Here is a 25,301-nt window from a genome sequence, read left to right on the forward strand (position 1 = left end):
TCGCCGACACGCGCTCCGCGGGCCCCGCGCCGTCCCCGTCGCCCGCGGCTCCTCAGCCCGCGCGGAGCGCCGCCACGATGTCCTCGACCCGTTGCTTGGCGTCCCCGAAGAGCATCCCGGTGTTCTCGCGGAAGAACAGCGGGTTCTGCACCCCGGCGTAGCCCGCCGCCATGGACCGCTTGAAGACGACGACCTGCTCCGCCTCCCACACGTGCAGCACGGGCATCCCCGCGATGGGCGAGCCGGGGTCGTCGAGCGCGGCCGGGTTCACGGTGTCGTTCGCCCCGATGACGAGCACGACGTCCGTCCCCGCCAGGTCGTCGTTGATCTCGTCCATCTCGAGCACGATGTCGTACGGGACGCGCGCCTCCGCGAGCAGCACGTTCATGTGCCCGGGGAGCCGGCCCGCGACGGGGTGGACGCCGAAGCGGACCTGGGCGCCGCCGTCGCGCAGGAGCTGCACGAGGTCGGCGACGGGGTACTGCGCCTTGGCGACCGCCATGCCGTAGCCCGGGGTGATGACGACGCTCCGCGCGTCGCGCAGGAGGGCCGCGACGTCGTCGGCGCGCACCTCGCGGTGCTCGCCCTGCGGGCCCTCGCCGCCCGCGGGCGCCGCACCCTCCTCGGCCCCGAAGCCGCCGAGGATGACGGACACGAACGACCGGTTCATGGCCCGGCACATGATGTAGCTGAGGATCGCACCGGAGGACCCGACGAGCGCGCCCGTGACGATGAGCAGGTCGTTGCCCAGCATGAAGCCGGCCGCGGCGGCGGCCCAGCCGGAGTACGAGTTGAGCATCGAGACGACGACGGGCATGTCGCCGCCCCCGATCGACGCGACGAGGTGCCAGCCCAGCGCGAGCGACACGACGGTGAGCAGGAGCAGCGGCCACACGGACGGCGCGACCACGAACCACGCGACGAGCCCGAGGCTCGCCACGAGCGCCCCGAGGTTGAGCAGGTTCCGGCCGGGGAGCTGGAGCGGCGCCGACCGCGTGCGACCGGACAGCTTGAGGAACGCGACGACGGAGCCGGTGAACGTCACGGCGCCCACGAGCACGCCGAGCGAGACCTCGACGAGGTGCGCGACGTCGTCGTGCCCCGCGGCCTGCGCGGTGAGGTACGAGTTGAAGCCGACGAGCACGGCCGCGGCCCCGACGAAGCTGTGCAGGATCGCGATGAGTTCCGGCATCTGCGTCATCTCGACGCGGCGGGCCCGCCACGTCCCGACGGCGGCGCCCACGAGGAGCACGACCGCGACGAGCAGCGCGGTGACGAGGACGGGGCGGGCGCTCGTGCCGAGCGCGAGGACGATCGTCGCGGCGAGCGCGAGGACCATGCCGACCATGCCGAGGACGTTGCCGCGGCGCGCGGACTCCTGCTTCGACAGGCCCGCGAGGCTCAGCACGAACAGGACGGCCGCGAGGACGTAGACGGCCTGGGCGACGGACGTGGCGGTCATCGAGCCACCTCCTGCGCGCGGGCGGGGACGTCCTTGCGGAACATGCCGATCATGCGGTTCGCGACGAGGAAGCCACCGAACACGTTGATGCTCGCGAGCGTCGCCGCGACGAGCGCGAGCGTCGTGACGACCCAGTCGTCGGAGCCGAGCTGCAGGAGCGCGCCGACGAGGATGATGCCGGAGATCGCGTTCGTCTGGGCCATGAGCGGCGTGTGCAGGGAGTGCGTGACGTTCGAGATGACGTAGTACCCGACGATCACCGCGAGCGTGAACACCGTGACGTGCCCGACGAGCGACGGCGGCGCGAACGACAGCGCGAGCGTGACGAGCACCGCGGCGAGCGCGGCGCCGACGGTCCGACGGCGGCGGCGCAGGCTCGCGGCCGCGGCGGCCTCCGCGGCGGCGCGCTCGCGGTCCGCGGCCTCCTGTACGGGGTCCGGCGGTGGTGGTGCGGCGGGGGACGGCGCGGCGCTCACCGCGACGGGTGGCGGCGGCCAGAGGACCTCGCCGGCGCGCGCGACGGTCATGCCGCGCTGGACCGGGTCGTCGAGGTCGAGCACGGGCACGCCGTCCTTGCCGGGCGTGAGCAGCTCGAGCAGGTGCACGACGTTCGTCCCCAGCAGCTGCGACGTGTGCTGCGGGAGCCGGCCCGCGAGGTCGGTCCAGCCGACGACCACGACACCGTTCTCGGTGACGACGCGCTCGCCCGGCACGGTGAGCGCGCAGTTGCCGCCGCCCGAGGCCGCGAGGTCGACGACGACGCTCCCGGGCCGCATCCCGGCGATCGCCTCGGCCGTGAGGGTGCGCGGCGCCCGGCCGCGCACGAGCGCCGTCGTGACGACGACGTCCGCGTCGGCCGCCTCGCGCGCGTAGACGGCGAGGGCCGCCGCCTCCTGCTCGGGCGTGAGCGGCTTCGCGTACCCGTCGGCCGACATGCCCTGCTGCGCCGCGGGCTCGCGCACGGCGGTGCCGCCCATGGACTCGATCTGCTCGGCCGCCTCCGAGCGGACGTCGAACGCGCGCACCTGCGCGCCGAGGCTCGCGGCCGCGCCCACCGCGGCGAGGCCCGCGACGCCGCCGCCGATGACGAAGACCTTCGCGGGCGGCGTCTTGCCCGCGGCGGTGACCTGCCCGGCGAACATGCCGCCGTACTCGGCCGCGGCCTCGACGACGGCGCGGTAGCCCGCGACGTTCGACAGCGTGCTCAGGACGTCGAGGGCCTGGGCACGCGAGATGCGGGGCACGGCGTCGAGCGCGAGCGCGGTCACGCCGTGGTCGGCGAGGCGCCGCACGAGGCCGGGGTCGTTCGCGGGGCCGAGCATCGCGACGAGGGTCGCGCCCGGGCGCAGGAGCGCCACCTGCGCGTCGGTGGGCGCGTTCACGGCGGTGACGACGTCGGCCCCCCACGCCGTCGCGGCGTCGACCACCGCGGCGCCCGCGGCCTCGTACGCGGCGTCGGAGAACGTGGCCCCCGCGCCCGCGTCGTGCTCGACGACCACCTCGTACCCGAGCGCCCGCAGGCGCTCGACCGTGCGCGGGGTCGCGGCGACCAGCCGCTCCCCGTCCCTCACCTCGCGGGGGACACCGATCCTCACGTGCGGGCTCCTCACCTCGTCGAGCATCGTGAGCGCCCGCGCGACCGGTGGGGACGGCGGGTGCGCGGCGAGCCTATCGGGGGCCGCCCGCGCCGTCCCGGGTCGAACGTCCCCGGGGCCGCGGCGTCCGCCCGCGCGGTGCGCGGACCGCCTCGGGGGCCGGCGGTGGCGCGCTAGAGGTCGCCCTTCTTCTGCAGGAAGCGCATGGCGAACCAGCCGATGGGGATGCGCGCCCAGTACGTCGCGACGCGGAAGAGGAGGGTGGCCGACGTGGCGAGCGCGACCGGGACGCCGGCCGCGGTGAGCCCCGCGGTCAGCGCGAGCTCGATGGTGCCCAGGCCGCCCGGCGTCGGGACGGCCGCGCCGGCCGCGTTGCCGACCAGGTAGATCACGGCGACGTCGACGAGGTCGAGCTCCTGCCCGAACGCCGCGAGCGCGGCGTCGAAGGCCAGCACGTAGCCGAGCGTCATGACGATGTTCCCCGCGAGGCCGACGGCGAGGCGCCCCGGCTGGCCGAGCATCTCCGAGAGCCGCGGCCACACCTGCTGGACGGTCGGCCGGAGCTTGGCGAGCGCCCACGTCCGCACCGCGGGCACGAGGAGCGTCGCGAGCACGGCGAGCGCGACGCCGCCGATGGCGAGCAGCACGGTCGTCGAGGGGAGCTGGACCAGGCCGCCCTCGCCGGTGAAGACGGACAGCACCACGAGGATGAGGATCGTCACGACGAACTGCGACACCTGCACGAGCGCGACGGTGGCGACGGCCATCGGCGTCGAGATGCCGCGCTTCGTGAGCAGCCGGAGGTTGAGCGCCGCCGGGCCGATCCCCGCGGGCGCGGCGAGCGCGACGTAGGAGCCGGCCGCCTGGGTCAGGTTGACGCGCCAGAACGGCAGGCGCTTCGGCGAGAACGCCGTGAGCGTCAGCGCGGCGCCGACCCACGTGAGGATGCCGAGGACGAACGACAGGACGGCCCACCACGGGTTCGCCTCGGTGACGGCCTCGGCGATCTGCTCGAAGTTGAACGACGTGACGAGCGCGGTCACCGCGGCGATCACGAGCGCGATCGTCAGCACCGTGCGGGCGCCGAACCGCGTGATCCGCTGCGGCTCGACGTCCGCCTCGGGCAGCCGCTCCACGAGCGCGGCGCGCAGCTCCTTGAGCAGCTCCTTGTCCTGCCGGATCTCCTCGCGCGTGCTCGGCGGCAGGGCGACCGACTGGAGCAGCGGGCCGATGGCGGCGATGTCGTCGTCGGGCAGCACGCTCACCGCGGACTCGACGGCGCGCTGCGCCCCGACGCGCAGCGCGAGCAGCGCGACCATCTGGGCGAGGTCCATGCGGCGCGCGAGCTCGGACGACGCGATGTCGCCCTGCTCCCACCCGGTGAGCCACAGCTCCGGGGCGCCCGTCGCCGGGTCGTGCGAGACGAGCACGACGTCGGAGGTCAGGGCGCGGTGCGCGATCCCGGCGGAGTGCGCGAGGCGGAGCTGGCGCCACGCCTCGTTGAGCACCGAGCCGGTGACGTCCTCGACGGGCAGGTCGCGCAGCGACACGGCACCCGTCGCGTGCTCCTGGACCAGCACCATCGAGTCGGCGGACTCGGCGACGCCCAGGAGCCGCGGCGTGCGGACGCCGGCCGCCCGTGCCGCGTAGGACAGGAGGGCCGTGCGCTCCGCGGCGGCGCGCAGCGAGATCGCGGCGCGGCCCTCGCTGCCGCGCAGGCGCAGCGACCGCCAGAAGCGGGTGAGGAAGCCGACGACCTGGCGGTCGCCGTCGAGCACGACGACGTCGCGGCGCACGTCGTCCTCCGCGAGCATCGCGTAGACGCGGTTGTCGCCCGCGCGCGTCAGCGCGATCGCGGCCGGGTCGGACGGGGCGTCCTGCGGCTCGGGGGCGGCGTCCGTGCCTTGCGGGGCCTCGCTCTCGTCGGGGTGCGCGGCCCCGAGGTGGTGCGCCGCGAGGGCCGCGTCGGCGGTGAGGACGGTCCCGCCGTCGTCGCCCGCGCCCGGCGCGCGCAGCACGCCCACGTGCACCTCGGCCGTGATGCGGCCCTCGGCGTCGACCTCCGTGATGGGGTCGTCCGCCGCCTCGGCGAGCTCGTCGTCGTCGGTGACGTCGCGCACGCGGACGAGCGCCACGGGGGCGAACCCCGCGCGTCGGACCCCGGCCACGAGGTCGGGCCCGTAGGCGCGCTCGCTGCGGACGCCGGAGACGTACCGCACGGCCAGCCCGGCGATGCGCCCGAGCAGCAGCGTGATGATGATGCCCGGCAGCGAGACCTGGCCGGTGATGAGCACGACGCCGATCGCGACGAACAGCAGGTTCCACGACCACTTGACGGTGCGTCGTCGGGTGCGCGTGCCCGCGGCCGTGAGGAGGCCGGCGATCGCGGCGACGTACAGGTAGTCGGGGATGGTGAGCTGCCACGACCCGTCGATGAACGCGGAGAGCCCGCGGATCAGGTCGTCGGAGCCCCACGTGCGCAGCGCGAGCACGACCAGCACCCCGAGGAGCAGGCCGAGCGCGGCGGCGACGATGGACTCGACGACCTGCCGCCCCAACCGGCGCAGACCGAGCTCGACCAGCACCGCGAGCGGCACGAAGAGCGTGATGAGCCCTTCGAGCACGGTGACCGGGAGGAAGAGCACGCGGGCGAGCACGTCCGAGAAGTTCTGCACGTCCTCCGCGACGCCCTCGGTCGTGCCGTGCGCGTACACCGACATGAGCATGACGACCGCGACACCCACCGCGCACAGCACGAGGTTGACGAAGTCGATCGGGTGCCGGACCCGCTGCTCGGCGGTGTCGACGACCCGGACCGTGCCGTCGTCGTCGCGGCCGCGCGGGGCGAGCAGCGCCTCGAGCGCGCCGGTCTGGGGACGGGCGTCACGCCGGCCCGACGCGGCGAGCGACCCGACCTCGACGACCGCGCCCCCGTGGGGCGTGTCGCCCGTCGTCGGCTCGGGCGCGGGGGAGGACATGCCTGCGAGTCTAGGTCCGGGGGTCCCGGCAGGCGCGGTATTTGGCCGATTCCTCCGGGTGATTCGCCCGGTTCGACCGCTTGTCCGATGCCCGTGGGGGGTTGTTCGACGGGCGGGTGTGAGGAAGGCCTCCCTAGCATGGGGGTGCGAGCACCCCCGGGGAGGTCGGCATGGCACGTGGCACGACGACGCAGCGCGACGAGGCCGGAGGCGCCGCACCCGCGACGCCGGACGAGAGCGGGCAGGAGCGCAACCCCTTCCGCCGGGTGTGGTGGCTCCCCGTCGTCCGGGGCACGCTCCTCGTCGTCCTGGGCCTGCTCCTCATGATCGAGCCCCTCGAGCAGCTGGGGACCCTCCGGGTCGTGCTGGGGGCGTTCCTCGTGGCCGACGGCGTGCTGGTCGCCGTCCAGGGGTTCGTGCACCGCAAGCAGGTCGGGTCGGCGTGGTGGCTCGCGCAGGCCGGGGTCAACGTCGTGTTCGGCGTGGTGGTGGCGCTGTGGCCGGACCTGGGCGCGACGGCGCTGTACTACGTCCTCGCCGTCTGGGTGCTCGTCCTCGGCATCACCACGATCGCCGGGGCGGCGGCGCTCGTGCGCAACCGCGACCTCGGCTGGGCCTGGATGCTCGCCGTGGGGATCGTGTCGGTCCTCTTCGGGATACTCCTCGTCACGCGCCCGCTCGACGCGTTCGACGTGCTGCGCCTCGTGACCGTGGTGTTCGCCCTGTACGCGTTCGTGTCCGGGGCGATCCACGTGGTCTCCGGCTTCGCGGTCCGGGCGGTCGCGCGGGAGCTCGCCGACCTCCGCGCACAGGCGGTCGCGGCCGGCGTCGTCGTGACGGGCGGGTCGGTGCTGGGCGCCGCCGCGGTGCACCCGGGCGTCGCCCCGCCGTCGGCCGTGGGCGGGGCGCCCGCCGGAACCTTGGCCGCCGACCCGGCGGCTCCCGCGCCCGACGCGTCCCCGACGAGCGACCTCGCCCCGGCCGACCCCGCGCCGGCCGAGCCCGCCCCGGTGGAGCCCGCCCCGGTCGAGCCTGCCCCGGACGGCCCGGCAGCGGGTGGTCCCGGGGCAGCAGGACCGGAGGACCGCGCGGGCTCCTGAGGGCCGTGCGGCCGTCGTCCGCCAGGGCCGGGCGCCCCGAAAGGGGCGGGACCTTACACCCACGGCGCGACCGCCGTGAGTGTGTCTCACGTCACGACCGTTGCCCGGGGCGCAGGGTTACGACCGGGTAACAACGCTGGCGTTCTGTCCGGGTTTCTGTCGATCCTGACACCTGTGCGACACGGCACTGTGCTAGAAATCACGGCACTCCGCCGACAGGTCGGGGTCCTGGTGCGTGCAAGGTCGCGCCACCGGTGTCTCGCACCCCGAGAAACCCGAGAAAGAGGTAGACACATGACAGCGGTGTCCAGGAAGCGGCTCCTCGCCGCGGCCGCCGGCATCACGGCGGTGACGCTGACCCTGACCGCGTGCGGCGGGGGCTCGAGCGACGGCGAGGGCGACGGTGACGGCGGCGGTTCGGCGAGCGGCTCGCTCGTCATCGGCACCACCGACAAGATCACGGTGCTCGACCCGGCCGGCTCGTACGACAACGGCTCGTTCGCCGTGATGAACCAGGTCTTCCCGTTCCTCATGAACACCCCGTACGGCAGCCCCGACGTCGAGCCCGACATCGCGGAGTCGGCCGAGTTCACCTCGCCGACCGAGTACACGGTCAAGCTCAAGCCGGGCCTCAAGTGGGCCAACGGCAACGACCTCACGTCGTCCGACGTGAAGTTCTCGTTCGACCGCCAGGTCGCGATCAACGACGAGAACGGGCCGGCGTCGCTGCTCTACAACCTCGACAGCGTCGAGGCGCCCGACGACACGACCGTCGTCTTCCACCTCAAGAGCGAGAACGACCAGCTCTTCCCGCAGATCCTGTCCAGCCCGGCGGGCCCGATCGTCGACGAGGACGTCTTCGCGGCCGACGCGCTCACCTCGGACCAGGACATCGTCGACGGCAAGGCGTTCGCCGGCCAGTACACGATCACGGGCTACAAGTTCAACGAGCTCGTCTCCTACGAGGCGTACGACGGCTACGAGGGCCTCCTCGGCCCGGCGAAGACCGACAAGGTCGCGGTGAAGTACTTCGCCGAGGCGTCGAACATGAAGCTCGAGATCCAGCAGGGCAAGATCGACGTCGCGTGGCGCAGCCTGTCCGCGACGGACATCGAGGACCTGCGCGGCAACGACGACGTCAAGGTCGTGGACGGTCCCGGCGGCGAGATCCGCTACATCACGTTCAACTTCGACACCCAGCCGTTCGGTGCGAAGACGCCGGAGGCCGACCCGGCCAAGGCGCTGGCCGTGCGCCAGGCCGCCGCGTCGCTCATCGACCGCGACGAGCTCTCGGACCAGGTCTACAAGGGCACCTACACCCCGCTGTACTCCTACGTCCCCGCGGGCCTGACCGGCGCCGCCGAGCCGCTCAAGGAGATGTACGGCGACGGCGCGGGCAAGCCCGACGCCGCGAAGGCGCAGCAGCTCCTGACCGACGCCGGCGTCGAGACGCCCGTGACGCTCAACCTGCAGTACTCGAACGACCACTACGGCCCGTCGTCGGCCGACGAGTACGCGCTCATCAAGGACCAGCTCGAGAAGGACGGCCTCTTCACGGTCAACCTGCAGACCACCGAGTGGGTCACGTACGCCAAGGAGCGCACGTCCGACGTCTACCCGGCGTACCAGCTCGGCTGGTTCCCGGACTACTCCGACGCGGACAACTACCTCACGCCGTTCTTCCTCACGGAGAACTTCCTGGTGAACCACTACGCCAACCAGGAGGTCAACGACCTCATCCTCCAGCAGGCGGCGACGCCCGACGCCGACGAGCGCACCGCGCTCATCGAGGAGATCCAGAGCAAGGTCGCGGCGGACCTGTCCACGCTCCCGTACCTCCAGGGCGCGCAGGTCGCGGTCGTCGGGACGGACGTGGAGGGGGCCGAGGACACGCTGGACCCGTCCTTCAAGTTCCGCTACGCGGCGCTGTCCAAGGGCTGACCGGCAGCCGCCCCAGCCGCCCGGCCCTCCCCGCGCGACCCGCGGGGAGGGCCGGGCACCGCTCGTCCGGACCGGCGACCACGCCGACGCCCCGGGCACCTGAGGAAGAGACGACATGACGACCACCACCACCGACGTGCCCGTCGGCGAGGACGCGCCCCGCGGCCCCGGCCGCGCGGGGCGGGTGCGCACCCCGCGCACGACCCGCCGCCGTGGCGGCGGGCTCGGGAGCTACATCCTGGTCCGCGCGCTGCTCATCATCCCGACGGTCTTCATCCTCGTGACCACGGTCTTCGTGGTCATGCGGGCCACGGGCGACCCGATCACCGCGGCGCTCGGCGGCCGGCTCACGCCGGACCAGCTCGCCGAGCGCATCCACGAGGCCGGGTACGACCGCCCGGTGGTCGTGCAGTACCTCGAGTACCTCGGCGGCATCGTCCGCGGCGACTTCGGCACGACGATCAGCGACAACCGCCCGGTCACCGAGGTGCTCGCGACGTACGGCACCGCGACGCTCGAGCTCGCGGTCTACGCCCTGCTCGTCGCGTTCGTGGTCGGCATCCCGCTGGGCATGCTCGCGGGCTACCTGCGCGACCGCGTGCCCGACGCGATCCTGCGCGTCTCCGCGATCCTCGCCTACGCGACGCCCGTGTTCTTCGCCGGCCTCATGCTCAAGCTCGTCTTCTCGGTGTGGCTCGGCTGGCTGCCCGTGTCCGGGCGCGCGTCCACCGACGCGGAGATCGAGCTGCAGTTCCTCGACGACCCGACCGGCTTCTACCTGATCGACGCGATCCGGACGGGCGACCCCGCGATCGTCGGCGACGTGCTCCAGCACGCCGTCCTGCCGGCGCTCGCGCTCGGGCTGCTCACGGCGGGCGTGTTCCTCCGGCTCGTGCGCACCAACGTCATCGGGACGCTCTCGACCGACTACGTGGTCGCGGCGCGGTCGCGCGGCGTGCGCGAGTCCCGGCTCGTGCGCGCGCACGCGTGGCGCCCCGCGCTCATCCCCATCATCACCGTCATCGGTCTGCAGGTCGCGATGCTCCTCGCGGGCGCCGTGCTCACCGAGACGACGTTCGAGTGGAAGGGGCTCGGCTTCCAGCTCGCCGAGTACCTCCAGGCGCGCGACTTCGTCGCCGTGCAGGGGATCGTCGTGCTCATGGCCGTGATCGTCGCGGTCACGAACTTCCTCGTCGACATCATCGCGGCGCTCATCGACCCGAGGGTGAGGTACTGACATGGTCGCGGAGACCGTCGTCCCGGCCGGTCCGGAAACCGGGGGCCCCGTCCCCGTCGTCGTCCCCGAGCGCGGGCGCGTCGCGTGGTGGAAGCGCCTGCCCGTCGTCCACCAGCTCCGGCAGAGCGTCGGGCTGCAGCGCGGCATGCTCGTCACCGGCCTCGTCATCACGGGCCTCTTCCTGCTCACCGCCGCCCTCGCGCCCGTGCTCGCCCCCTACGGGTACAGCCAGCTCCGCACCGCGGACGGGCCTTTCGGCGCGCAGCAGCCGCCGTCGGCCGAGCACCTGCTCGGCACGACCGTCGGCGGCTACGACGTCCTGTCGCGCGTCATCTGGGGCGCGCAGACGGCGCTCCTCGTCATCGTCGTGGCGATCCTCGCCTCGATCGTCGTCGGGGTGCTGCTCGGGCTCGTCTCCGGGTACTTCGGCGGCTGGGCCGACCGCCTGCTCGTCGTGGTCTGCGACGCGATCTACGCGTTCCCGTCCCTGCTCCTCGCGATCCTCATGGCGATCGTCATCTCCGGCGGCCAGTCGAGCATGTGGGGCGGCATCCTCGCCGCGGCCTTCTCGATCACCGTGGTGTTCGTGCCGCAGTACTTCCGTGTCACGCGCGCGGAGGTCGTGCGGATCAAGGGCGAGGCGTTCGTCGACTCGGCGCGCGTGCTCGGCACGCCGCACCGGCGCATCATGGTGCGCCACGTCCTGCGGAACTCGACCCGCACGCTGCCGCTCATCGTCACGCTCAACGCGTCCGAGGCGATCCTCACGCTCGCCGGGCTCGGGTTCCTCGGGTTCGGCATCGAGCCGACCGCGGCCGCCGAGTGGGGCTACGACCTCAACAAGGCCGTGTCCGACGTGACGAGCGGCATCTGGTGGACCGCGCTCTTCCCGGGCCTCGCGATCGTGCTCGTGGTGCTCGGCATCACGCTCGTCGGCGAGAGCCTCAACGACCTCGCCGACCCGCGGCTGCGCTCGCGCCGCGCGTCCGCCGAGGTGTCGGGCGACGTCGCGGAGACGTCGGTCGTGCCGGGCGGCACGCTCACCGCCGGTCCCGGCGGCCTCGACGCGATCGAGGGCGCGGGCTCGCGCTCCGACGAGCTCGCCGCCGTCCCCGGGCAGCGCGACCCCGACGCCGTCGGGCTCGACGGGCGGCCCGGCGGCACGGCGGACGACGGCCCTCCGACAGGTCCGGCGGCGGGCCCCGCGGCCGGTCCTGCGCCTGCTCCGGCGGACGCGCCCCACGACGAGACGGAGGACCGGCGATGAGCGCCGTGACCGAGACGACCCGCCGCGAGAGCGGTGACGCCGCACGCCCCGTCGTGACGATCCGCGACCTCGCGGTGTCGTTCGCGACCGACGCCGGGGCCGTGCGCGCCGTCGACGGCGTCGACCTGGAGGTCGCACCCGGGGAGGTGCTGGCCGTCGTCGGCGAGTCGGGCTCCGGCAAGACGGTGACCGCGAAGACGATCCTCGGCCTGCTGCCGTCGACCGCGACGGCGCGCGGCGCCGTCGTGCTGACGAACAAGGCCGGGACGGCCGACCACGACGTCGTGACGCTGGGCGGGGAGCGGCTGCGCCAGGTCCGCGGGACCGACGTCGCGATGGTCTTCCAGGAGCCGTCCGCCGCGCTCAACCCGGTGTACACGGTTGGCTGGCAGATCGTCGAGGGCATCCGGGCGCACACGAAGGTGTCGCGGCGCGAGGCGCGCCGGCGCGCGGTCGACGTGCTGCGGCGCGTCGGCATCCCGGACCCGGAGACGCGCGTCGACCACTACCCGCACCAGTTCTCCGGCGGGCAGAAGCAGCGCATCGTCATCGCCATGGCCCTCGTGCTCGACCCGGGGCTCATCGTCGCGGACGAGCCCACGACCGCGCTCGACGTGACCGTCCAGGCCGAGATCCTCGACCTCCTGCGCCGGTGCCGCGACGAGTTCGGCACGGCCATCGTGCTCATCACGCACAACATGGGCGTCGTCGCGGACCTCGCCGACCGGGTCGCGGTCATGTACCAGGGGAAGGTCGTCGAGCAGGCGCCCGCGCGCGAGCTCTTCGCCGCCCCGCAGGCCGCGTACACGCGCGCGCTGCTCGACTCCGTGCCGCGCGTCGGCGAGGGGACCGCGCGGGCCGAGGCCCGCGCGTCGGCCCGCGACGTCGGATGGGCGGACGCGGAGCCCGTGGTGGCGGCGCAGGGACTGACCGTCACCTACCCGGGCCGCCTGCGCCGTCCCGGCTTCACCGCGGTCGACGACGTCTCGCTCACCATCCGGCCCGGCGAGGTGCTCGGCCTCGTGGGCGAGTCCGGCTCCGGCAAGACGACGTTCGCGCGCGCCGTCGCCGGCCTCACCCGGGTGACGGGCGGGTCGCTGCGCGTGCTCGGCGTCGAGATGAACGGCGTGAAGGAGCGCGAGCTGCGCCCCGTGCGGCCGCGCATCGGGTTCGTGTTCCAGGACCCCGCGACGAGCTTCAACCCGCTGCTCACGATCGCGGACTGCGTCGCGGAGCCGCTCGTCGTGCACGGGCGCGCGGAGTCGCCCCAGGCGGCGCGCGGGCGCGTCGACGAGCTCCTGGAGGCCGTGCAGCTCCCGCGGTCGTACGGTGACCGGTTCCCGCACGAGCTCTCCGGCGGGCAGCGCCAGCGCGCGTCGCTCGCCCGGGCCCTCGCGCTCGACCCGGAGCTGCTCGTAGCCGACGAGCCGACGTCGGCGCTCGACGTCTCCGTGCAGGCGCGCGTGCTCGAGCTGTTCGCCGAGCTGCAGCGCGAGCTGGGCTTCGCGAGCCTGTTCGTGTCGCACGACCTCGCCGTCGTGGACCTGCTGTCCGACCGCATCGCGGTGCTCTACCGCGGGCGGCTGGTCGAGGAAGGTACGGGCGCCGAGGTGCTGGGCAGCCCGCGCGAGGAGTACACGCAGCGTCTCCTCGCGTCCCTGCCCGTCCCGGACCCGGTGCTCCAGGCGGAGCGCCGCGAGCAGCTCCGCGCCCTCCGCGGCGCCTGACGCCCCGGCCCGTCGGGGGAGAGCCGTGGCCCGCCGAGGTAGAGCCGTGGTCCCGTGGGGTAGAGCCGCGGTCTGGCGAGGTAGAGCCCTGGTCTGCCGGGGGAGAGCCCTGGTCCATGGAGGAGGCCGGGGCTCTGCTCCGGACGACCTGGGCTCTCCCTCGGCGGGCGGCGTCAGGCGAGGCCCAGGGACTGCTTCCACTCCAGGGGGAGCAGCGCGTACCCGACGAACGCGACGACGTCGAGCAGGGTGTGCGCGATCACGAGCGGCATGACGCGGTGCCGGCCCCAGCGGGACGTGTAGAACCACGAGAACACGACGCCCATGACGACGTTCCCCACGAACGGCCCGAAGCCCTGGTACAGGTGGTAGGACCCGCGCAGGAGCGAGCTCCACACGACGAACTTCACGCGGCCCCAGCCGAGGTCGCGCGTGCGCTCGAACAGGTAGCCGACCGCGATGACCTCCTCGAGCAGGCCGTTCTGCAGCGCGGCGAGGATGAGCACGGGCACCGTCCACCACGCGGCGTTGAGCGCCGACGCCTGCACCTCGACCGTGATGCCGAGGACACGGCCGAGCGCGTAGAACCCCAGGCCGGGGATGCCGATGGCCGCGGCGAGCGCGAACCCCCAGCCGACGTCGCGCAGGGGCCGGGCGCCGTCGAGCCCGATGGCGCGGACGGCGGAGCGGCCGCGCGCGCTGAGCAGGTAGAGCGCGAGCGCGACGGGCAGCACGGCGAAGAAGATCCCGACGAGCTGGTAGGCGAGGTCGAGGTACGGGCGGGCCGACCGGCTCACGTTGAGGCTCGCGGACTGCTCGCCGAGCGGGGTCCCGGCGGTGAGCCGCGCGACGATGGTGATGATCGCGTAGACCGCCGACTTGCCGAGGCTGAGCCCGAGCACGATCCAGATCTCCGCGCCGATACGACGGCGCGTGGCACGGTCCGGGCGCGCGGGAGGAGCGCCGTCGGCGGTGCCGGGGACGCCGGCGGCCGTCGGGCCGGGCACGGGCGCGGCGGGCGAGCCGGGAGCGGTCAGGTCGGGCACCGTCCGGTTATAGCACCGCTCACCGGAACCCACCTCGGTGCCCCCTGGACAGAACCTGCTCGCCGACCACGGGCGGAGCGCCCCGCGAGCACGCGATCCGCGACCGGATCGGGGCGAGAGCGGTCGCGGACCCCGTGCTCGGCGGGTGGGGGGCTATTGGCGGGGTGGGCGGCCCGGGCGGCGGGGTGGGCGGACGTCGCGGGGGAGGCGGCCCGCGTCGTCGAGCGCTCGGCGCAGGAGCATCTCGATCTGCGCGTTGACGCTGCGCAGGTCGTCGCCGGCCCAGCGGGCGAGGGCGTCGTGCACGGCGGGGTCGAGGCGCAGGAGGACCGACTTGCGCTGCGGCCGCTGCGCTCGGCCCGCGCCCGGGGTCGTCTCCGTGCCCGTGCCCGTGTCCGTGCCCGTGTCTGCGCCCGCGCCCGCGCCGGGCGCTGTGCCCGACGACGCCTGCTCGCCCGGCGAGGGTGCGTCGCCCTCCGGCGTGGCCGGCTCCCCCGCGGGCACGCCGCGGCCCGACGACGGCCGGTCGCCGTCGTCGGGCGCGTCGCGCTTCTCGGGCGGCGTGGGCCCGACGGGCGTCACTGGTACAGGGACCCCGTGTTGACGACGGGCGTCACGCGGCTGTCGCCGCAGAGCACCACGAGGAGGTTGGAGACCATCGTCGCGCGGCGCTCGTCGTCGAGCGTGACGATGTCCTCGGCCTCGAGGCGGGACAGGGCGTCCTCGACCATGGACACCGCGCCCTCGACGATGCGCGAGCGTGCCGCGATGATCGCCCCGGCCTGCTGGCGCTGGAGCATCGCCTGCGCGATCTCGGGCGCATAGGCGAGGTTGGAGATGCGGGCCTCGATGACCTCGACGCCCGCCACGACGACGCGCTCCGCGACCTCCGCCGCGATCTCGGCCGAGACGACCTCCGTCGCGCCGCGCAGCGACTCCTCGCCGGCCTCGGCGTCGTCGTACGGGTGGGACATGGCGACGTGGCGCAGCGCGGACTCGGCCTGGACCACGACGAAGTCGTCGTAGTCCTCGACCGCGAACGACGCCTTGGCGGTGTCGGCGACCTGCCAGACGACGATCGCGGCGATGTTGATGGGGTTGCCGTCGGCGTCGTTGACCTTGAGCTCGCTCGTCTCGAAGTTCCGGACGCGCACGGACACGCGGCGGCGGGTGCTGAGCGGCACCGTCGCGACGAGGCCCGTGGTGCGGACGGTGCCGAGGTAGCGGCCGAAGAACTGGACGACGACCGTCTCGCCGGGGTTGATGACGGCGACGCCGGTCGGGACGAGCACGCCCGCGAGGAACGCCAGGACGCCGAGCGTGATGAGCACGGCGGGGTTGCCGGCCTCCGCCGCGGCGGCCACGACGAGCCCCGTGCCGCCGAGGAGAAGGACGATGCTCAGCGCGATGACGGCGGCCGCGCCGCCCGCGCCGAGGGACCAGGCGGGCCGCTCGGTGACGTCGACGCGCGTGCCGTCGTGGCCGACGGGGCGGCCGGTCGGTTCGCCGCCGACGGACTCCTGCGGGGGTGCTGCGCTCTCGGTCACGGTGGTCGTCCTCTCCTGCGTCGGGGCCGCGTCGTGTATAGCAAAGTGATATCACATTTCGGAGGAGCGCCGCCATCCGTCCCCCGGGTCTTGCGCGACGGCGCACGCGTGTGGGAATCTACAAACAGGTTTGAAGCGCAAAGTAGTTTCCGGAATGACCCGTGCCACCGAGAGGCCACCATGACGACCGACCGCGGCGACGCCGTCCACGACGGAGCCGTCGGCGAGCCCGACGAGCCGTCCCTCGGCGCCGCCGAGACGCTCCGCCTCATCCGCGAGCAGCAGGAGCGCGCGCGCCAGGCGACCGAGCCCGACTCCCGGCTGCTGTTCCTCGCGTGGGGCGTCGCGTGGCTCGTCGGCTACCTGTGCCTGTGGACGAGCGCGGTCCGGGTCGCGGACGGGACCGCGACGGTCCGCGTCACGAGCGGCGCCGGTCAGGTCATGGGCGCCCAGCCCGAGCCGTGGGCCTTCTGGGTCTTCTTCAGCCTCATCGCGGCCGCCGTCGCGTTCACGATCGTCCACAGCGTCACGCGCACCGCCGGGACGCGCGGCGTGAGCGCCCGCACCGGGGCGATGTACGGGTGGTCGTGGATGCTCGGGTTCCTCTGCTTCGGCCTCGTGCTCGGCGGGCTGGCCCGCGCCGGGGCGTCCGAGGAGGTCATGGCGCTCGCCAGCAACGCGTTCGCGTGCGTCGTCGTCGGCCTCCTCTACCTCGGCGGCGCGGCCGCGTTCGGCGACCGCGGGCTGTTCGTCCTCGGGGTGTGGATCCTGCTCACCGCGGCCGTCGCGACGTTCGCCGGGCTGCCGCTCACCTACCTCGTCATGGCGCTCGCGGGCGGCGGCGGCTTCCTCGTCATGGCCGGGATCGAGCAGGTCGTGCGCGTCCGACGACGGCGTCGCGCGTCCCGCCCCGTGCCCGCCCGGCCGGCGGAGGGTGCGGCCGATGCCTGAGACCGAGCTCGACCCCGTCATCCACGCGCCCGCGCGGCTGCGCGTGGTCGCGACGCTCGCCACCCTCCCGACGGGCGACGAGCTGTCCTTCCCCAAGCTCCAGAAGCTCCTCGACATGACCGCGGGCAACCTCTCGACGCACCTGCGCAAGCTCGAGGACGCCGGCTACGTGACCGTCACCAAGACGCACGAGGGCCGCACGCCCGCCACCTACCTGTCCCTCACCGCCCGCGGTCGCGTCGCCTTCGAGGACTACACGACCGCCCTCGACGCCCTCCTGAAGGGAGCCCGACCATGAGCGACGAGCGCACCGAGCGCGCCCCGCGCACCGGCCCGGTCCGGACCGCCCGAGCCGAGCCCGCGCCGTCGGGCACGGACCACACCCCGCCCGTGGTCGCCGTCGACCGAGTGACGCGTCGCTTCGGCGCGGTCGTCGCGCTCGACGACGTCTCCCTCACCGTCGGGGGCGGCGAGCTCGTCGGGCTGCTCGGCCCGAACGGCGCCGGGAAGTCGACGCTGCTGTCCCTGGTCAGCGGGCAGCGGCGGCCCGACTCCGGGACGGTGCGGCTCCTCGGGGGCGACCCGCGCGACGCGCGCAGCCGCGTCGGCCTCGGCCTCACGCCGCAGGAGACGGGCCTGCCCGCGACGCTCAAGGTGCGGGAGGTCGTGGACTTCGTCGGCGGCCACTACCCCGACCCGGTCCCGACGGCGGAGCTGCTCGAGCAGTTCGGCCTCACCGAGCTCGCGGGCCGCCAGACGGGCGCAATGTCCGGCGGGCAGAAGCGCCGCCTCGCCGTCGCGCTCTCGCTCGTGGGCCGCCCGCGCGTCGTGCTGCTCGACGAGCCGACGACGGGCCTCGACGTCGGCGCGCGCCAGGCGCTGTGGGACGCGATCCGCGCGTACCACGCGGGCGGCGGGACGGTGCTGCTCACGAGCCACTACCTCGAGGAGGTGCAGGCGCTCGCGCAGCGCGTCGTCGTCATCGACCAGGGCGTCGTGAAGGCCGACGACTCGCTCGACGCGATCCTGCGGCGCGTGTCCCTGCGGCGCGTCGTCGTCGGGTCGGCCGTCGACCTGCGCGACCGTCCGGGCGTCGTGCGGGCCGACCGCCTCGGCGACGGCCGCCAGGAGCTGTACACGCCCGACGCCGACGCGCTCGTGCGCGAGCTCGTCACCTCGGGCGTCGACTTCCACGACCTCGAGATCCGGGGCGCGAGCCTCGAGGAGGCGTTCGAGCAGATGGTCGCGCGCGACGCGGCCCCGACGACGGAGGCACGGGCCCGATGACCACCACGACCACCACCCCGCGGGCGGCGGCGCTGCCCGGGCCGCTGCGCCTCACGTGGCTGCATCTCAAGTACCAGTTCCTCGAGACCGTGCGCGTCCCCGTCGCGGTGCTCGGCAACCTGCTGTTCCCGGCGCTCGCGATGTTCTTCTTCGTCGTGCCGCAGAAGGCCGTGGCCCAGGACCCGGTGGCGGCGACCATGGCCGTCGCGTCGCTCGGGCTGTTCGCGATCTGCTCGGCGAGCCTGTTCACGTACGGGCTCGGCGTCGCGGAGGACCGGCAGCTGCCGTTCGACCCGTTCGTCCGCACGCTGCCCGCGGGGCCCGCGCCGCGCATGGCGGCGCGCGTGCTCAACGGCGGGATCTTCTCGCTGTTCGGCCTCGTGCCGCTCATCCTCATCGGCTGGCTGTTCACCGACGCGAGCGTCACCGCGACCCAGCTCCTCGCGGGCGTCGGGACGGTGCTGCTCGTGTCCGTGCCGTTCGTGCTGCTCGGCATGGCGATCGGCTACTCGCTGTCGGCGAAGGCGGCGCTCCCGGTGGTGCAGGTGATCCTCTTCCCGCTCGCGTTCGCGGGCGGCCTGTTCCTGCCGCCGTTCCTCTTCCCCGACTGGCTCGACGCCATCTCGAAGGCCACCCCGACCCGCGCGGGCCGCGACCTGCTCGTCCAGGCCCTCACGGGCGAGCCGGCGTACGGCGCGGCGTGGTTCGTGCTCCTGGGCTGGACGGTGCTGTTCGCCGTCCTCGCGGTCGGAGCCTACCGCCGCGACGAGGGCCGCCGCTTCCGCTGACCGTCACTCTGACCCCCACCCCTCCCGCCGAGCACGGGGTCGGCGACCGGATCCGAGCGATTCCGGTCGCCGTCCCCGTGTTCGCCGGGCGTTCTCGTCGGCGTCGGCGCGGCTCAGGCAGCGCGGCGCAGACGCAGGGAGTTCCCGACGACGAGCACCGAGCTCGCGGCCATCGCCGCGCCCGCGATCATCGGGTTGAGCAGGCCGGCCGCCGCGAGCGGGATCGCCGCCACGTTGTACGCGAAGGCCCAGAAGAGGTTCTGCTGGATGACGCGCAGCGTGCGGCGCGACAGCCGGATCGCGGTCGCCGCGCTGCGCAGGTCGCCGCGGACGAGCGTGAGGTCGCTCGCCTCGATCGCGACGTCCGTGCCGGTCCCCATCGCGAGCCCGAGGTCGGCCGTCGCGAGCGCGGCGGCGTCGTTCACGCCGTCCCCGACCATCGCGACGACGCGGCCCTCGCGCTGGAGCCGGGCCACGACGTCGACCTTCTCGTCGGGGAGGACGCGCGCGACGACGTCCGTCTCCCCGATGCCGACGGCGCGCGCCGCCTCGAGGGCCGCGCCCTCGCCGTCGCCCGTGAGCAGGTAGGGCCGCAGGCCGAGCTCCCGGAGCTCGCGCACGGCCTCGGCCGACGTGGGCTTCACCGGGTCGCGCAGCACGAGCACGGCGCGCGCCCGGCCGTCCCACGCGACGACGACGGCGCTCGCCCCCGACGCCTCGGCCGCCGCGAACGCGTCGTCGAGGGCCGGCTCCGGGGTCACTCCCTCGCGCGCGAGCCACGCGGGCTGTCCGACGAGCACCCGGCGCGCGGTGAGCCCCGCCCCGTCGGCGCCCAGCGAGAGACCCGAGTGCGCGGTCCGGACGACGGCCTCGACCCCGCCGCCCGGGGCGCTGCGGAAGTCGAACGCCTGCAGCGAGCCCACCGCGACGCCGTCGGCCCCGACCCGGGGGCCGTCGTCCGGCGCCGGGGCGCCCGCGGGCAGGTCGCGCGCGGCCGCGGTGATCGCGCGGGCGATCGGGTGCTCGCTCAGGGCCTCGACCGCGCCCGCGTGCCGCAGGGCGTCGCGCGCGTCCGCGGCCGTCGGGTCGGCGGCCACGAGCCGGTCGAGCGGCGCGCGGCCCGACGGCGTGACGACCGCCTCGAGCGCCATCGCGCCCTGGGTGACCGTGCCCGTCTTGTCGAGCACCACCGTGTCGACGCGGCGCGTCGACTCGAGGATCTCCGGGCCCTTGATGAGGACGCCGAGCTGCGCGCCCCGGCCCGTGCCGACGAGCAGGGCCGTCGGCGTCGCGAGCCCCAGCGCGCACGGGCACGCGATGATGAGGACCGCGACCGCGGCGGTGAACGCGAGCTGCGTCCCGGCGCCCGCGAGGAGCCACGCGGCCAGGGTCCCCACCGCGAGCACGAGCACGACCGGCACGAACACCGCGGAGATGCGGTCCGCGAGCCGCTGCACCGGTGCCTTGCCCGTCTGGGCCTGCGTGACGAGGCGGCCGATCTGCGCGAGCGTCGTCTCCTCGCCCACGCGCGTCGCCCGCACCAGGAGCGCGCCCGCCGCGTTCACCGTCGCGCCGGTCACGGCGTCGCCGGGGCCGACGTCGACCGGCACCGGCTCGCCCGTGAGCAGCGACGTGTCGACCGCGCTCGACCCCTCGAGCACGACGCCGTCCGTCGCGACCTTGTCGCCCGGCCGCACGAGGAACACGTCGCCCACCGCGAGGTCGGCGACGGGCACGCGCTCGGTGACGCGCGCGCCGTCGGGCCCGGTGCGCGGGGTGCCGTCGGGGGCGAGCAGGATGCGCTCCGCGTCCTTCGCGCCCAGCGCGAGCAGCGACCGCAGCGCGTCGCCCGCGCGCCGCTTCGAGCGGTGCTCGGCGTACCGGCCCGCGAGCAGGAACGTCGTCACGACGGCCGCGACCTCGAAGTAGAGCTCGGGAGCGGCGCCCGCGTGGCCGCGCGACGGGACGAGCGTCGGCTCCATGCGCATCCCGAGCTCGCCCGCGCCGCCCAGCAGCAGCGCCCACAGCGACCAGAGCGTCGCGGCGACCACGCCGAGCGACACGAGCGTGTCCATCGTCGACGCGCCGTGCCGGGCCGCGCGGAACGCCGCCGCGTGGAACGGCCACGCGGCCCACGTGACGACGGGCAGCGAGAGCGCCGCGACGACCCACTGCCAGCCGGTGAACTGCAGCGCCGGGACCATCGACAGCGCGACGACCGGCACGGTGAGCACCGCCGCGACGCGCAGGCGCTGCGCCAGCACGACGCCGCGGTCGGTCGGGGCGGCGCCGTCGTCGGGTGCGGCGGTGCCGCGGGCAGGCCCGGCGGCGCGGGCAGGCCCGGTGGCGGGGGCCGGCTCGGTGGCGGGGTCGTCGGCGGGGGTGCGCGGGCCCGCCTCCGGGTCCTCCGGCCGCGCCGCCGCCTCGGCGGTCGTCTCGCCCTGGTCCGCCGGGGGAGCGCCCTGCTCGGTCGCGGCGGCTGCGCGGCGAGTCGTGACGCGGGCCGTGTAGCCGGCCTTCTCGACGGCCTCGACGAGGTCGGCGTCGGTGACGTCGGCCGCGAGGACGACGTGCGCGGTCTCCAGCGGGAGGTTGACCGTCGCCGTGACGCCCTCGACGCGGTTGAGGCGCTTCTCGACGCGCGCGACGCACGACGCGCACGTCATGCCGCCGATCGCGAGGTCGACCTCGGCGACGGGCCGGGCCTCCGCGGCTCCGCCGGGTGCGGCGGTCGACGTGGGCGCGGGCTGTGCGGTCATCGGTGGGGCTCCTCGACGGGGTGCGGGGCGAGGTCGCCGCGGTCGTCCGGCGTGGTGGCCGTCGCGGCGTGCGCGGCGCTGCTCGTGCGCGCGGGGGGTCGGGGTCGCGGTGGCGACCGGGACCCAGGGTGCCCGACGGCGGTCGCGTCCTCGTGCGGTCGAGGCGCGTCCCGCCGTCGGGCACCGGGGAGATGCGGACCGGGGACGGTCAGGCGCGGGGCGGGACCTGGAGGTCGTACGTCTTCGTCGCGGGGGCGGCGTCGGCGGCGGGCTCGGTGCCGCAGCCGCACGCGCAGTCGTGCGCCTCCTGCTTGTCGGCCGCCTGCTCGGCGTACTGGGCGGCGAGCGCGTCCTGCTGGACCTCGACCGACGCGACCTCGTACCCGGCCTCGTCGACGGCCTCGCGCAGCGCGGCCTCGTCGAGCGGGTCGTCGGAGAAGACCGTGACCTCCGACGTGCTGCCGACGCGGAGCTCGACGCTCACGTTCTCGACGCCGGCGACGGCCTCGAGGTCCTTCGTGACGTGGGCGACGCAGTTGCCGCAGGTCATGCCGGTGACGCCCAGGGTCGTGACGGTGCTCATGGTGCTCCTCGGATGGTGGGGTGGTCAGCTGCGGACGAGGCGGGCGATGGCGTCGGCGGCCTCCTTGACCTTCGCCGCGCCCTCCGCCTCGGACTGGCGGGCCGCGTCCACGACGCAGTGGCCCAGGTGGTCCTCGACGAGGCCGATGCTCACGGCCTGGAGCGCCTTGGTGACGGCGGAGACCTGCGTGAGGATGTCGATGCAGTAGACGTCCTCGTCGATCATGCGGGCGATGCCGCGCACCTGGCCCTCGATGCGGCGCATGCGCTTGAGGTACGCCTCCTTGTCGGACGCGTAGCCGTGCGGACCGGTGTGGACCGCCTGCTCCTGCTCGACGGCCGTCGCCTCGGTCGTGTCGGTCATGCTCTCCTCCTCGTCCAGGACGCGATAGCGCGCCCGCCGCGCGGGTGGTGCGGCGGTGATACCCCGTCAGGGTACGCCCCATCATACCCCCGTGAGGTATCCGTGGGGAGGGTCGACGATCCCCTCCGAACGCATGACACGTGTCATGCCCGTCGGGTGAGGACTCCACCCCGTCCGGTGACGGGCCGCACTGCCGCAGGCGCCGTGCCGACGCGAGGCTGGAGGCACCACCAACGAGAGGCGCACCATGACCGACATCGTCACCGGGCTCCAGGACCTCACGCAGGGCCTGCCGCCCTTCCTGCGCTGGGTCGGGGTCCTGCTCGCCGGCGCGATCCCCTACGTCGAGGCCGAGGGCGCGGCGGTCCTCGGGGTCGTGGCGGGCGTCAACCCGTTCGTCGCCATCCCGGTCGCGATCGTCGGCAACGCGATCGCGCTCGCCCTGGTCGTCTGGGTCATCGGCGCCGCGCGCAGCGGGATCACGCGCGGACGGACCGTCGAGACCACGCCCAAGCGCCAGCGGATGCGGCAGGTGTTCGACCGCTACGGCGTGCCCGGCGTCAGCCTCCTCGGGCCGCTGCTCCTGCCGAGCCACGTCACCGCCGCGGCGATGGTCGGGTTCGGGGCCCCGCGCGCCCGCGTCTTCACGTGGGGCGTCGTGGCCGTCGCGGCCTGGGCCCTCGTGCTGGGCGTCGTCGTGCACCTCGGGGTGAGCGCCGCCGTCGGCTGACGGCCGGTCACGACGCCGTCACGACGGCATCACGATTCGGCACCCGCCGCGCGGTGCCCCGGGCACGCACCTACCCTCCCAAGCATGGGCAGGGGAGCCGGAGCACGACGCGCGCTGCGCGTGGCGGTGGTGTCGGTCGCGCTCGCGGGGACGGGCGTCGTCGCGGCGCCACCCGCGGGCGCGTGCGCGTGCGGCGGCCTCGTCGACGGGCCCGCGTACGACACGGCGGTCTCCCACGAGACCGCGGTCCTCCAGTGGGACGGGACCACCGAGACGATGCTCGTCGAGCTCTCCACGCTGTCGAACGCGCCCGAGGTCGGCCTGCTGCTGCCCACGCCCGCACCCGCCGAGGTCGCGCTCGCCGACCCGCAGGTGTTCCGCGAGCTCGACGAGCTCACCCGGCCGCGCGCCGTCGTCTCCGACACCCGGTGGTGGCCCGAGCTCGGCTTCGGGAGCGGCGCGGACGCCGTGGCGGGCGCGGGCGTCACGGTGCTCGACGAGGTCCGCCTCGGGCCGCTCGACGTCACGACGCTCGGCGCGACCGACACGGGCGCGCTCGACGCCTGGCTCACCGAGCGCGGGTTCCAGCTCCCCGAGACGATCCGGACGGCCCTCGCCCCCTACGTCGGCGAGGGCTGGTCGTTCGTCGCGGCCCGGCTCGCGCCCGAGGAGGCCGCCGCGTTCGACGGCACGCTCCAGCCGCTCCGGGTCACGTTCCCGAGCGGCTCGCTCGTCTACCCCATGCGCATGTCGGCCGTCGCGGAGGACACCCAGAGCACGCGCACGTACGTCCTGGCCGACCACCGCGTCGACCGCGTCGACCCGACCGCCGAGGCGCACGAGCCGACCGTGCGCTTCGCCGGCCGCCTCGACCCGGCGGACGTCGCGTCGGAGGAGCTCGCGGCGCTGCTCGCCGCCGGCGGCTTCGTCACGGCCCACGAGCAGGTGTTCACCGAGCCGGCGACGCAGATCGTCTCCGACTTCTCCTTCGCCCCCGCCGCCGCGGACGTCGCCTTCACCCCGACGTACGCCGTGGTCGCCGAGAAGCGGATCGGGCCGTTCTTCGCCGGGCCCGTCCTCGCGTTCGCCGGCGTGCTCGCGCTCGCGGCGCTCGTCGTCTGGCGAGGCCGACGACGCCGCGCGCCCTCGCCCGCCCTCGCGCCGCACCCCGCGCGCGCCTGAGCGACGCGACCCGGCCCGCTGCCCGGGTCACCCCGTACGGGCGAGACGCGCGGTTCGCCGCGACACGCGGCACCGCCGGGTGTTCCATGGAGGCGAAGCGGGAGGCGCCCGGGCCCAGGCCGTCGGGAGCCGGCCCGTCACCTCGGCAGGGGAGTGACCATGACGATCCAGGACCCGATCCTCACCGCCTTCTCGCGCACCGCGAAGCAGGTCTGGTACTGGCCGGTGATCCGCGGCGTGCTCGCCATCCTCTTCGGCATCATCGCGCTCGCGTGGCCGGACAAGACGGCGGCCGTCGTCATCTGGGTGATCGGCATCTTCGCCGTCGTCGACGGCATCGTCGAGATCGTCGAGGGCATCCGGCGCCGCGGCACGGGCAGCGGCACCGCGCTGCTCGTGACGATGGGCGTCCTGAGCCTCGCGGTCGGCGTCGTGCTGCTCGTCTGGCCGGGCAAGACCGCGATCGTTCTCACCTGGATCGTCGGGTTCTGGGCCGTGGTCTACGGCCTGTTCCAGACGGTCGCGAGCCTCGACCTGCGCAAGGTCCCTGGGAGCGGGTGGGGCTGGGGCGTCGTCGCCGGCCTGCTCGGCATCGTCTTCGGTCTGCTCGTGCTGTTCAACGTCAACGCCGGCCTGGTGTCGATCGTGTGGCTGCTCGCGCTCTTCGCGATCGTCTGGGGCTTCATGCTCATCGCGTTCGGCGTCCAGATCCGCTCGCTCGGCCGACAGGCCGGACGCGCGGCCACGCCCGGCACGTA

Annotated in this window: 20 protein-coding genes and 1 pseudogene; 12 read left to right on the forward strand and 9 right to left on the reverse strand. The window is 74.6% G+C overall.

The window, feature by feature from the left end; all coding sequences use genetic code 11:
* Window positions 1–52 precede the first annotated feature (52 nt).
* The 3 genes from pntB to ACPCUX_RS12360 form a co-directional block, all read right to left on the reverse strand.
* Entirely contained in the window at window positions 53–1,462 is a 1,410-nt protein-coding gene (gene pntB, locus ACPCUX_RS12350) for a Re/Si-specific NAD(P)(+) transhydrogenase subunit beta (RefSeq protein WP_423388865.1), read from the reverse strand.
* The gene (locus ACPCUX_RS12355) at window positions 1,459–3,057 is read right to left on the reverse strand and encodes a Re/Si-specific NAD(P)(+) transhydrogenase subunit alpha (protein WP_423388866.1); all 1,599 of its coding nucleotides are present in this window, start codon (window positions 3,055–3,057) and stop codon (window positions 1,459–1,461) included. The genes pntB and ACPCUX_RS12355 overlap by 4 nt, the downstream gene beginning before the upstream one ends.
* Window positions 3,058–3,230: 173 nt before the next feature.
* Entirely contained in the window at window positions 3,231–6,035 is a 2,805-nt protein-coding gene (locus ACPCUX_RS12360) for a lysylphosphatidylglycerol synthase domain-containing protein (protein WP_085386788.1), read from the reverse strand.
* A 170-nt stretch (window positions 6,036–6,205) separates the two neighbouring features.
* Here ACPCUX_RS12360 and ACPCUX_RS12365 point away from each other — a divergent pair, with 170 nt between their 5' ends.
* The 5 genes and pseudogenes from ACPCUX_RS12365 (at window position 6,206) to ACPCUX_RS12385 (ending at window position 13,307) form a co-directional block, all read left to right on the forward strand.
* Complete coding sequence (locus tag ACPCUX_RS12365; protein ID WP_137279910.1) at window positions 6,206–7,135, forward strand: HdeD family acid-resistance protein; 930 nt, start codon at window positions 6,206–6,208, stop codon at window positions 7,133–7,135.
* A 294-nt stretch (window positions 7,136–7,429) separates the two neighbouring features.
* On the forward strand, window positions 7,430–9,076 hold the full coding sequence (locus ACPCUX_RS12370; protein ID WP_340697240.1) for an ABC transporter substrate-binding protein: 1,647 nt from the start codon (window positions 7,430–7,432) through the stop codon (window positions 9,074–9,076).
* 115 nt (window positions 9,077–9,191) lie between these two features.
* Window positions 9,192–10,313 carry an ABC transporter permease gene (locus ACPCUX_RS12375; protein WP_085386785.1) on the forward strand — a complete coding sequence of 374 codons (1,122 nt, stop codon included), beginning with the start codon at window positions 9,192–9,194 and terminating at the stop codon, window positions 10,311–10,313.
* Window positions 10,314–10,458: 145 nt separating this feature from the next.
* Window positions 10,459–11,314, forward strand: a pseudogene (locus tag ACPCUX_RS12380) (ABC transporter permease); the annotation flags it as partial.
* Window positions 11,315–11,576: 262 nt separating this feature from the next.
* A complete protein-coding gene (locus ACPCUX_RS12385; RefSeq protein ID WP_137279908.1) occupies window positions 11,577–13,307 on the forward strand; it encodes a dipeptide ABC transporter ATP-binding protein in 1,731 nt (576 codons plus the stop codon).
* Window positions 13,308–13,480: 173 nt separating this feature from the next.
* Here the strand turns inward: ACPCUX_RS12385 and ACPCUX_RS12390 are convergent, their stop codons facing one another.
* From ACPCUX_RS12390 to ACPCUX_RS12400, 3 genes are all read right to left on the reverse strand, one after another.
* Window positions 13,481–14,353 carry a CPBP family intramembrane glutamic endopeptidase gene (locus ACPCUX_RS12390; RefSeq protein ID WP_423388867.1) on the reverse strand — a complete coding sequence of 291 codons (873 nt, stop codon included), beginning with the start codon at window positions 14,351–14,353 and terminating at the stop codon, window positions 13,481–13,483.
* 153 nt (window positions 14,354–14,506) lie between these two features.
* The gene (locus ACPCUX_RS12395; protein WP_423388868.1) at window positions 14,507–14,935 is read right to left on the reverse strand and encodes a hypothetical protein; all 429 of its coding nucleotides are present in this window, start codon (window positions 14,933–14,935) and stop codon (window positions 14,507–14,509) included.
* Window positions 14,932–15,900 carry an SPFH domain-containing protein gene (locus tag ACPCUX_RS12400; RefSeq protein ID WP_021482834.1) on the reverse strand — a complete coding sequence of 323 codons (969 nt, stop codon included), beginning with the start codon at window positions 15,898–15,900 and terminating at the stop codon, window positions 14,932–14,934. The genes ACPCUX_RS12395 and ACPCUX_RS12400 overlap by 4 nt, the downstream gene beginning before the upstream one ends.
* Before the next feature lie 180 nt (window positions 15,901–16,080).
* On the opposite strand from ACPCUX_RS12400, the gene ACPCUX_RS12405 reads away from it, so the two are divergent.
* From ACPCUX_RS12405 to ACPCUX_RS12420, 4 genes are read left to right on the forward strand one after another with little or no spacing between them, the layout of a single operon-like run.
* A complete protein-coding gene (locus ACPCUX_RS12405) occupies window positions 16,081–16,851 on the forward strand; it encodes a hypothetical protein (protein WP_423388869.1) in 771 nt (256 codons plus the stop codon).
* Window positions 16,844–17,149, forward strand: coding sequence for a transcriptional regulator (locus ACPCUX_RS12410; protein ID WP_021482836.1), 306 nt, complete (start codon window positions 16,844–16,846; stop codon window positions 17,147–17,149). The genes ACPCUX_RS12405 and ACPCUX_RS12410 overlap by 8 nt, the downstream gene beginning before the upstream one ends.
* Window positions 17,146–18,138, forward strand: coding sequence for an ABC transporter ATP-binding protein (locus ACPCUX_RS12415; protein WP_423388870.1), 993 nt, complete (start codon window positions 17,146–17,148; stop codon window positions 18,136–18,138). Before ACPCUX_RS12410 ends, ACPCUX_RS12415 begins: the two co-directional genes overlap by 4 nt.
* Window positions 18,135–18,926, forward strand: coding sequence for an ABC transporter permease (locus ACPCUX_RS12420; protein ID WP_034651519.1), 792 nt, complete (start codon window positions 18,135–18,137; stop codon window positions 18,924–18,926). Before ACPCUX_RS12415 ends, ACPCUX_RS12420 begins: the two co-directional genes overlap by 4 nt.
* Before the next feature lie 113 nt (window positions 18,927–19,039).
* Here ACPCUX_RS12420 and ACPCUX_RS12425 read toward each other — a convergent pair whose 3' ends face one another.
* The 3 genes from ACPCUX_RS12425 to ACPCUX_RS12435 all read right to left on the reverse strand — a co-directional run bounded on the left by ACPCUX_RS12425 (window position 19,040) and on the right by ACPCUX_RS12435 (window position 22,631).
* Window positions 19,040–21,685, reverse strand: coding sequence for a heavy metal translocating P-type ATPase (locus ACPCUX_RS12425; protein WP_423388871.1), 2,646 nt, complete (start codon window positions 21,683–21,685; stop codon window positions 19,040–19,042).
* 208 nt (window positions 21,686–21,893) lie between these two features.
* Window positions 21,894–22,268 carry a heavy-metal-associated domain-containing protein gene (locus tag ACPCUX_RS12430; RefSeq protein ID WP_021483343.1) on the reverse strand — a complete coding sequence of 125 codons (375 nt, stop codon included), beginning with the start codon at window positions 22,266–22,268 and terminating at the stop codon, window positions 21,894–21,896.
* 24 nt (window positions 22,269–22,292) lie between these two features.
* Entirely contained in the window at window positions 22,293–22,631 is a 339-nt protein-coding gene (locus tag ACPCUX_RS12435) for a metal-sensitive transcriptional regulator (protein ID WP_021483344.1), read from the reverse strand.
* 247 nt (window positions 22,632–22,878) lie between these two features.
* Between ACPCUX_RS12435 and ACPCUX_RS12440 the strand changes: the two genes are divergently transcribed.
* From ACPCUX_RS12440 to ACPCUX_RS12450, 3 genes are all read left to right on the forward strand, one after another.
* Entirely contained in the window at window positions 22,879–23,361 is a 483-nt protein-coding gene (locus ACPCUX_RS12440) for a hypothetical protein (protein ID WP_021483345.1), read from the forward strand.
* Between the two features lie 84 nt (window positions 23,362–23,445).
* Window positions 23,446–24,543, forward strand: coding sequence for a DUF2330 domain-containing protein (locus ACPCUX_RS12445; RefSeq protein ID WP_085386779.1), 1,098 nt, complete (start codon window positions 23,446–23,448; stop codon window positions 24,541–24,543).
* 159 nt (window positions 24,544–24,702) lie between these two features.
* Window positions 24,703–25,301, forward strand: a 599-nt coding sequence (locus tag ACPCUX_RS12450; protein ID WP_423388872.1) for an HdeD family acid-resistance protein, incomplete at its 3' end; no start/stop codon positions are given.

The sequence above is a fragment of the Cellulosimicrobium sp. AB352 genome (genome assembly GCF_049538415.1).
In the GTDB taxonomy this organism is placed as follows: domain Bacteria; phylum Actinomycetota; class Actinomycetes; order Actinomycetales; family Cellulomonadaceae; genus Cellulosimicrobium; species Cellulosimicrobium funkei.

Excerpts from the sequence above, each read along its gene's own strand:
- pntB (WP_423388865.1), bottom strand. The coding sequence starts at position 1,462 with ATGACCGCCACGTCCGTCGCCCAGGCCGTCTACGTCCTCGCGGCCGTC.
- ACPCUX_RS12360 (WP_085386788.1), bottom strand. The coding sequence starts at position 6,035 with ATGTCCTCCCCCGCGCCCGAGCCGACGACGGGCGACACGCCCCACGGG.
- ACPCUX_RS12365 (WP_137279910.1), top strand. The coding sequence starts at position 6,206 with ATGGCACGTGGCACGACGACGCAGCGCGACGAGGCCGGAGGCGCCGCA.
- ACPCUX_RS12370 (WP_340697240.1), top strand. The coding sequence starts at position 7,430 with ATGACAGCGGTGTCCAGGAAGCGGCTCCTCGCCGCGGCCGCCGGCATC.
- ACPCUX_RS12375 (WP_085386785.1), top strand. The coding sequence starts at position 9,192 with ATGACGACCACCACCACCGACGTGCCCGTCGGCGAGGACGCGCCCCGC.
- ACPCUX_RS12385 (WP_137279908.1), top strand. The coding sequence starts at position 11,577 with ATGAGCGCCGTGACCGAGACGACCCGCCGCGAGAGCGGTGACGCCGCA.
- ACPCUX_RS12405 (WP_423388869.1), top strand. The coding sequence starts at position 16,081 with ATGACGACCGACCGCGGCGACGCCGTCCACGACGGAGCCGTCGGCGAG.
- ACPCUX_RS12410 (WP_021482836.1), top strand. The coding sequence starts at position 16,844 with ATGCCTGAGACCGAGCTCGACCCCGTCATCCACGCGCCCGCGCGGCTG.
- ACPCUX_RS12415 (WP_423388870.1), top strand. The coding sequence starts at position 17,146 with ATGAGCGACGAGCGCACCGAGCGCGCCCCGCGCACCGGCCCGGTCCGG.
- ACPCUX_RS12420 (WP_034651519.1), top strand. The coding sequence starts at position 18,135 with ATGACCACCACGACCACCACCCCGCGGGCGGCGGCGCTGCCCGGGCCG.
- ACPCUX_RS12425 (WP_423388871.1), bottom strand. The coding sequence starts at position 21,685 with ATGACCGCACAGCCCGCGCCCACGTCGACCGCCGCACCCGGCGGAGCC.
- ACPCUX_RS12430 (WP_021483343.1), bottom strand. The coding sequence starts at position 22,268 with ATGAGCACCGTCACGACCCTGGGCGTCACCGGCATGACCTGCGGCAAC.
- ACPCUX_RS12435 (WP_021483344.1), bottom strand. The coding sequence starts at position 22,631 with ATGACCGACACGACCGAGGCGACGGCCGTCGAGCAGGAGCAGGCGGTC.
- ACPCUX_RS12440 (WP_021483345.1), top strand. The coding sequence starts at position 22,879 with ATGACCGACATCGTCACCGGGCTCCAGGACCTCACGCAGGGCCTGCCG.
- ACPCUX_RS12445 (WP_085386779.1), top strand. The coding sequence starts at position 23,446 with ATGGGCAGGGGAGCCGGAGCACGACGCGCGCTGCGCGTGGCGGTGGTG.